We start from the raw sequence: 6,938 nt of genomic DNA on the forward strand, positions 1-6,938 counted from the left end.
CACTAACTCAGCATCCTGTAAATAAAATTCAAACATCAGCAGCACACCTTTTCGTTGTTCTTGCCACCGGATTTCTGCACTAATGTTTCATCACAGCGTGGGCAATACTCATGCTCACCCTGCAAATAGCCATGTACCGGACAGATGGAGAACGTTGGCGTGATGGTGATATACGGTAAACGGAAGTTGGTTAATGTCTTGCGCACCATTTTCTTACAGGCTTCGGAGCTTGAAATGCGCTCGCCCATGTAAAGGTGTAGCACTGTGCCGCCGGTATATTTGCTTTGCAGCTCATCCTGTAGTTCTAGTGCTTCGAATGCATCATCGGTATGGCCAACAGGCAACTGCGATGAGTTGGTGTAGTAAGGTGCGTCCTCATAACCCGCCTGAATGATATCTGAGTAACGCTTCTTATCCTCTTTGGCAAAGCGATAAGTGGTACCTTCTGCTGGTGTTGCTTCCAGGTTGTATAAATGTCCGGTTTCTTCCTGGAACTGCACCATGCGCGCACGCACATGATCGAGCAATTCAATAGCTAACGCATGACCTTCTTTTGAAGTGATATCATGCTCATCATTGGTGAAGTTGCGAACCATTTCATTAATACCATTAACACCAATAGTCGAAAAGTGATTACGCAAAGTTCCAAGGTAGCGTTTGGTGTACGGGAATAAATCACTATCAATATAGTGCTGAATCACTTTGCGTTTGACTTCCAGAGAGTCTTTAGCCAGCAGCATCAACTCATCAATGCGATCCAATAAAGCCTTCTTATCACCTTTGTAGAGATAGCCTAATCGCGCGCAGTTGATGGTCACAACACCCAGTGAGCCTGTCTGCTCTGCCGAACCAAACAATCCATTGCCGCGCTTTAACAGCTCTCTAAGATCAAGCTGTAAGCGACAACACATGGAGCGGATCATATTGGGAGACAGCTCCGAATTGATAAAATTCTGGAAGTATGGCAGACCATACTTAGCCGTCATTTCAAACAGTAAATCAGAATTTTCAGAGTCCCAGTTAAAGTCTGGTGTGATGTTGTAAGTTGGGATTGGGAAGGTAAAGACACGTTTTTTGGCATCGCCTTCAATCATGACCTCAATGTAGGCACGATTGATCATGTCCATTTCTTTTTTCAACTCACCATAGGCAAAAGGCATTTCTTCGCCTGCAATGATTGGGATCTGCTCACGTAGATCTTCCGGGCAAACCCAGTCTAAAGTGATATTGGTAAATGGTGTTTGTGTACCCCAACGCGAAGGCACATTCAGGTTGTAGATGAACTCCTGAATACATTGCTTCACATCTTCATACTTCATGGCATCTTTGCGAACATAGGGTGCGAGATAGGTATCAAACGAACTGAAAGCCTGCGCCCCTGCCCATTCGTTCTGTAATGTGCCGAGAAAGTTAACCATCTGACCAATGGCGCTGGATAAATGTTTTGGTGGACCTGAGTCGATTTTACCTGGTACGCCATTCAAACCTTCATGCAACAAGGTTCTTAATGACCAGCCTGCGCAATAGCCTGCCAGCATGTCCAGATCATGAATATGTAAATCCGCGTTGCGGTGAGCCTGACCGATTTCTGGTTCATAAATATGATTAAGCCAATAGTTGGCAATAACCTTGCCAGAGACGTTCAGGATTAAACCACCCAAAGAATAACCCTGATTGGCATTAGCTTTAACACGCCAGTCGGAGCCCGACAAATACTCTTCAACCGATGAGGTAATATCCAGCAAGGTTCTTTTATTCTCTCGAATCTGCTTGTGTTTTTCGCGGTACAAAATATAAGATTTGGCGGTCGTAAAATACTGATTCACTGCCAGACAGTGTTCAACAATATCTTGCACCTGTTCGACGGTCGGTACAGTCAGATTGGTAAACCGAAAACTTAAAACATCAATTACCTGACGGGTTAATTTTTCTGCTTCATCAGCGTCAAATTCCCCAGAAGCTTTACCCGCTTTTAAAATCGCTTCATAAATCTTTGAGCGTTCGAACTTGGCTTCTGACAAATCCCTCTTTACAATCTTGATTGGCATCGGTGCCTTTTCTATTTCTATACCCATATCATTATCTCCATTGCTATCTGCTCGTTAGAATCAACCGATACAGATTCAATATATTGTGTCTTCGAGATTGATTTAATCAATATGTGGTATATCAATCCTTGATCTAGCTCAATCTAAACCTATATTTTTTATACTTCTTAATTGACTCAGATCAATTGCTATTCGCCAGCTAAACGTTACATTGACCACCCAGCTAACAGAGACATTTTGGTTGGTGTTTTTATGGCAACAAACGAAAAACCTCTTGTTTATTCATGCTCGGGTTGTTCCAACCTGGCGCAAACTGCGAACCACCTTGCAGTCACCCTTAATGCAGAAGAAAAGGCAGAGATGTCCTGTATTGCCGGTGTTGGTGGAAACGTCCCTTCGTTGGTTAAAAAGGCTAAATCGGGACGAAGAATCATTGCCATTGATGGTTGCCACTTGGCCTGTGCCAAGGCGTGTCTGGGCAATCATGGTGTAACGCCTGAACAACATCTGGTGTTGACCGAATATGGCTACAAGAAGCGTTATAACCAACCGGTATCGCAGGATACGGTTGATGACTTATTGATTAAAGTGCGGTTAATTGCTGAAGAGATGACTGAAGACTAGCGTTAGTGCGTAGAGTCTTCTGAAAGCATTCTAGTTGATTATGATCAATACGCCTTTAAGTGATTCGCTCTACTCTGTTTAAAACATCTTAGGATAAAAGATCATGAATTTAGAATTTTTAGCACCTTATTTTTTAGGACCTTACGGCGAAAACAATGACGTTTTCGAAAAGGTTCTAACAGAGCTATTGCGCGATCATATTTATTGGCGTCGAAACATCCACCCGGAAGACTTACCGGCGATATCCACTTTTGCGTCACAATCACCAGAGTATCAGGAAGCGATAGCCAAGATGCGCACGGAGCTTCATAAGCTAACCGCTTCATTAAAAAAATCTGTTCCGTTCTTTAGTCCTCGCTATATTGGCCATATGTGTTCTGACCTGATGATGCCAGGCCTGATCGCACAGATGGTCACAACTTTATACAACCCGAACAATGTGTCCTTTGAGGCGGCGACGGTTACCGTCGATTTAGAACTCAAGGTGGGCAAGCAGTTTGCAGACATGTTTGGCTTTAATACCGATGAAACAAAATCTCCTTGTGCCTGGGGTCATTTAACGTCAGGTGGCACGGTTGCTAATTATGAAAGCCTCTGGAATTTCCGAGCTGCTAAATATTATCCGGTTGCTCTGGCGGAAGCAGTCAAAAAACTGCAATTGAAACTACCGAATAGCATTATCCTCAATGGGCCGTTAGCGGAAGCCAATCTATGGCAGCTGACCAATCTGTCGATTGATAATGTTCTAAGCCTGAAGCATGAGACCGAAGTTGCTATCAGCAAGGCCTATCCAGAACTGGGCAGCAAGTTTAATGATTGCGTCGAGCAGTACCGTATCGAAACCGTTGGCCCAGCCTACTTCTATTCCAATCATTTAGGTCTTAAACAGCCTTTAGTGCTTGTACCCGGCTCTGCGCACTACAGCTGGCAGAAAGCCATGCGCGTGATGGGCTTTGGTTCCGATCAGCTGATTAAGATTCCTGTCCACTCCAACATGCGCCTGGACATCAATGCGCTTCGCAAAACGCTGGAAGGAGCTTTGAGCAAAAACATTCCAATCCTTGCCTGTGTTGGGATTTTGGGCACGACTGAATTTGGTACTGTTGATCCGATCCATAAAATTCTCGAGCTGCGCGATGAATTCAGTGCCAAGGGCCTGGATTTTTATGTGCATGTGGATGCTGCCTGGGGTGGCTATTTGGCCAGCATGTTTCGCGAAGAAGATGGTTCAACCATGAGCCATGGCAAAGCTAAGAAAATGTTTAACTACTTCCCGTCCAAGGAAGTTTTTAAGTCGATTACCAGCGTTAAAGACGTCGACTCAGTGACCATTGATCCGCACAAACTTGGCTATCTACCTTTTGGTTCGGGCGGTTTTATCAGTCGTAATCAGAATATTACCGACCTGCTGACTCAGGAAGCACCTTATGTCTTCGAAGAGATGGATAAATCGGTTGAGACACCAGCGACTAAGCAATTCGAAAAGCTAGGACAATACATACTGGAAGGTTCAAAGCCTGGCTCTGTTGCTGCGGCAAGCTACGTCACCAATCAGGTCTTGCCGTTAGACTATAAAAACTTTGGTCGGGTGATTCGTCAAAGTATTAAAACTTCTGAATACTTCTTCGATAAACTTCTTGAGCTTAAAGAAAAAATCAAAGGGCGTGCCAATTTGTGTCTGCCCTACACGCCTGACACTAATTTAATCTGCATTGTTATCAATCCTGTGGGCAATAAATCCATTACCTACTTGAACGACTTTACCAAACAGATTTATCAGCACCTCAAAATATCGCGTGACAGCTCACCGAAAGATCGTGAATTCATCGGTTCAAGCACACAAATCATGCGTAAAAACATCAGTGATAATCATGCGGTTGAATTGTGTGAAATGCTGGGTATTCAGGATAAATATTTCGTTAAAGAAGTGAACAATAAAACTCTGGAAAGCGACCGTATCATGTTACTACGTCATACCATCATGAATCCCTGGCTGGCTAATGATACGAATGGCAATGATTATGTGGTTAAGTATTGTGACTACCTTGAGTCTTTAATCCTGAAATACTTAGATATCGAATAGAGTAAACTTTCCCCTGTGTGTGTCATGACTATGGATAGAAGTGACACACATTACTCTACAAGATTCTCAATATTCTAGTACCACTTTTTGTATTTGAACCAGACCAATAGTCCTACCGCTAGAAGCCCGCAGAAGATGGATACATATAAAAAGGCATTGTCATTTTCCAGACCTGGTAGACCGCCAATATTCATACCCAGAGCACCTGTCAGGAAGGTCAAGGGCAAGAATATGGCGGATATAATGGCTAACACATAGAGTCTGCTGTTTTGCTGATGAGCAATTCTCGCCAGATATTCTTCCTGTAAGACAATGGTTCGCTCACGGGTTAACTCAATATCTTCTAATAGCCTTGTGAATTTATCGAGGTCGTCGCGAATGTTGTCCAGATCCAACTTGGTAATCAGAGGGCTTTGACTTCGATACAGCTTCTCAAGTGCATCTTTTTGCGGAGTCAGGTAACGTTTAATGGTCGCGCTTTGACGACGAAGTTGACTGATCTGAGCATAGAACTCGTCAAAACCTATACCTGCTAAAGTATCTTCCTGTTTATCAAGGTTGACATCAATTTCTTCAAAGAACTCTTCTACCCGGATTGCCAGGCGCTCGATTAACAGCGAAATAAACTCGCCACTAGACTTGGGGCCTGCGTTCTGCTCCAGTGCTCCACGAACATCAGAAATAGACCAACTATAGCGGTTACAGCTCGATATAATAGTATCTTCGGTCACCCAGAGCCGGATAGAAATCATGTCTTCCGGTTGTTCGTCAGGGTTAAGATTCACGCCACGCAAACACATTAGAATAAAGCCATCCTCCATATAAAAGCGTGGGCGTGTTTCTGCTCGAAGCAAGATATCCTGAGCCACCTCATTGACGCGAGGCTCCTGATCTAACCAGTCTTTGGCTATATGAGATGTATAATTAATATGATGCCAGGTAAGCGTTTCACCAACCTGCGTCGTATCAATCGACTCAGGAGCAACCAGGCCGCCTTTGCGATTTAAATGCAGGCTAACAATCGGTGGATGATATTTTTCGGTCATAATAACTATCCTTAGCTCTTTTGATGGCTTTGTTCGGTCTCTTCTACCGAGTTATCAGCTTGATCATCTTTGGACTTATCTTCAATAGATTGCTTTGAAACTGAATTTTGAAGTTTTTGAACAAGCTGTTTGGCAACATCATCTGCAAAATGTAGATGCACATCTCGTTGTGGGAACGCAATGACAATATCATTTTGACGGAATCGCCTATCAATCTCAAAACGCAGATCACTGCGAATCTTTCGTAGCTCTCTAATGGTATTGATTTGTGCCCAATACCAGATCTCGAATACAAGAGCGCTGTCGCCAAAATCTTCAAATATAACGGTCGGTTCGGGATCTTTCAGAACGCTGTCACTGTCCTGCATGATTTGCATGAGGATGTCTCTAACTTTTTCAACATCGCTGCCATAGGCTACCCCTACTTTAACTGAGTTTCGGATATTGGGATCCACAAGTGTCCAGTTAATAAGGTTCGATTGCAGTAAAGTGCTATTGGGAATGACCAGATGGGCCCCATCAATTCGCCTGATCATGGTTGAACGATTACCCACTTGAATAACTCGTCCAAGCTGGTCTTCCATTTCAACCACATCATTAATGCGAACAGGGCGCTCTGACATCAATATCCAACCACTGATAAAGTTGTCCATGACATTCTTTGCGCCAAAACCAACACCAATAGCAATAGCACCTGAGATAAAGGCAAAAGCAGTTAAAGGAACTTTCAGGAATGACAGGACTGTAACGACAATAATGCCGAGCATGACAAAGAAAACGAGCCGCTGAATGATGATCACATTGTCATCACTAATGTTCATCATTTTCAGTATCTTGCGGCCAATGAACTTTGCCACATAGCGACTTACCAACCAGGCAATGATAACAAACAACACAGCCAGCAAAAGCTGCCAAAGATTAATACTACTTCCCTCTTTTAGACTTATAAGAGGTTTGTTCATTATTTCTTCAAATTTTGAAAGAGTACTTAATAGAGTGGGTATTGCTTGCATTGACTAATCCCGCAGTAAATTCCTAAACCCTTTTTATTATATCTGATACAAAAAAGCCAGCGGAATGCTTAATGCCGATCAGTTAAGCACATAAAGCTTGATTTTTGGGAAGATAAGATCAAAA

Annotated in this window: 5 protein-coding genes; 2 read left to right on the plus strand and 3 right to left on the minus strand. The window is 43.2% G+C overall.

Annotated elements, in window-relative coordinates; translation table 11 throughout:
• Positions 1-35 precede the first annotated feature (35 nt).
• Positions 36-2,075 (minus strand): ribonucleoside triphosphate reductase, encoded by a 2,040-nt coding sequence (locus HUJ19_RS04200; RefSeq protein ID WP_290622429.1) that lies wholly within the window; start codon positions 2,073-2,075, stop codon positions 36-38.
• A 225-nt stretch (positions 2,076-2,300) separates the two neighbouring features.
• Between HUJ19_RS04200 and HUJ19_RS04205 the strand changes: the two genes are divergently transcribed.
• Positions 2,301-2,672, plus strand: a complete 372-nt coding sequence (locus tag HUJ19_RS04205; RefSeq protein WP_290622431.1) for a putative zinc-binding protein — start codon at positions 2,301-2,303, stop codon at positions 2,670-2,672.
• Between the two features lie 103 nt (positions 2,673-2,775).
• Complete coding sequence (locus tag HUJ19_RS04210) at positions 2,776-4,755, plus strand: pyridoxal-dependent decarboxylase (protein WP_290622433.1); 1,980 nt, start codon at positions 2,776-2,778, stop codon at positions 4,753-4,755.
• A 74-nt stretch (positions 4,756-4,829) separates the two neighbouring features.
• On the opposite strand, the gene HUJ19_RS04215 is transcribed toward HUJ19_RS04210, so the two are convergent.
• Together HUJ19_RS04215 and HUJ19_RS04220 are read right to left on the minus strand one after the other, a co-directional pair.
• Positions 4,830-5,801, minus strand: a complete 972-nt coding sequence (locus tag HUJ19_RS04215; protein ID WP_290622435.1) for a zinc transporter ZntB — start codon at positions 5,799-5,801, stop codon at positions 4,830-4,832.
• A gap of 11 nt (positions 5,802-5,812) precedes the next feature.
• On the minus strand, positions 5,813-6,763 hold the full coding sequence (locus HUJ19_RS04220) for a mechanosensitive ion channel domain-containing protein (RefSeq protein ID WP_290622437.1): 951 nt from the start codon (positions 6,761-6,763) through the stop codon (positions 5,813-5,815).
• Positions 6,764-6,938 lie beyond the last annotated feature (175 nt).

This window comes from Kangiella sp., assembly GCF_014762745.1.
Classification (GTDB): Bacteria; Pseudomonadota; Gammaproteobacteria; order Enterobacterales; family Kangiellaceae; genus Kangiella.

Excerpts from the sequence above, each read along its gene's own strand:
- HUJ19_RS04200 (WP_290622429.1), bottom strand. The coding sequence starts at position 2,075 with ATGGGTATAGAAATAGAAAAGGCACCGATGCCAATCAAGATTGTAAAG.
- HUJ19_RS04205 (WP_290622431.1), top strand. The coding sequence starts at position 2,301 with ATGGCAACAAACGAAAAACCTCTTGTTTATTCATGCTCGGGTTGTTCC.
- HUJ19_RS04210 (WP_290622433.1), top strand. The coding sequence starts at position 2,776 with ATGAATTTAGAATTTTTAGCACCTTATTTTTTAGGACCTTACGGCGAA.
- HUJ19_RS04215 (WP_290622435.1), bottom strand. The coding sequence starts at position 5,801 with ATGACCGAAAAATATCATCCACCGATTGTTAGCCTGCATTTAAATCGC.
- HUJ19_RS04220 (WP_290622437.1), bottom strand. The coding sequence starts at position 6,763 with ATGAACAAACCTCTTATAAGTCTAAAAGAGGGAAGTAGTATTAATCTT.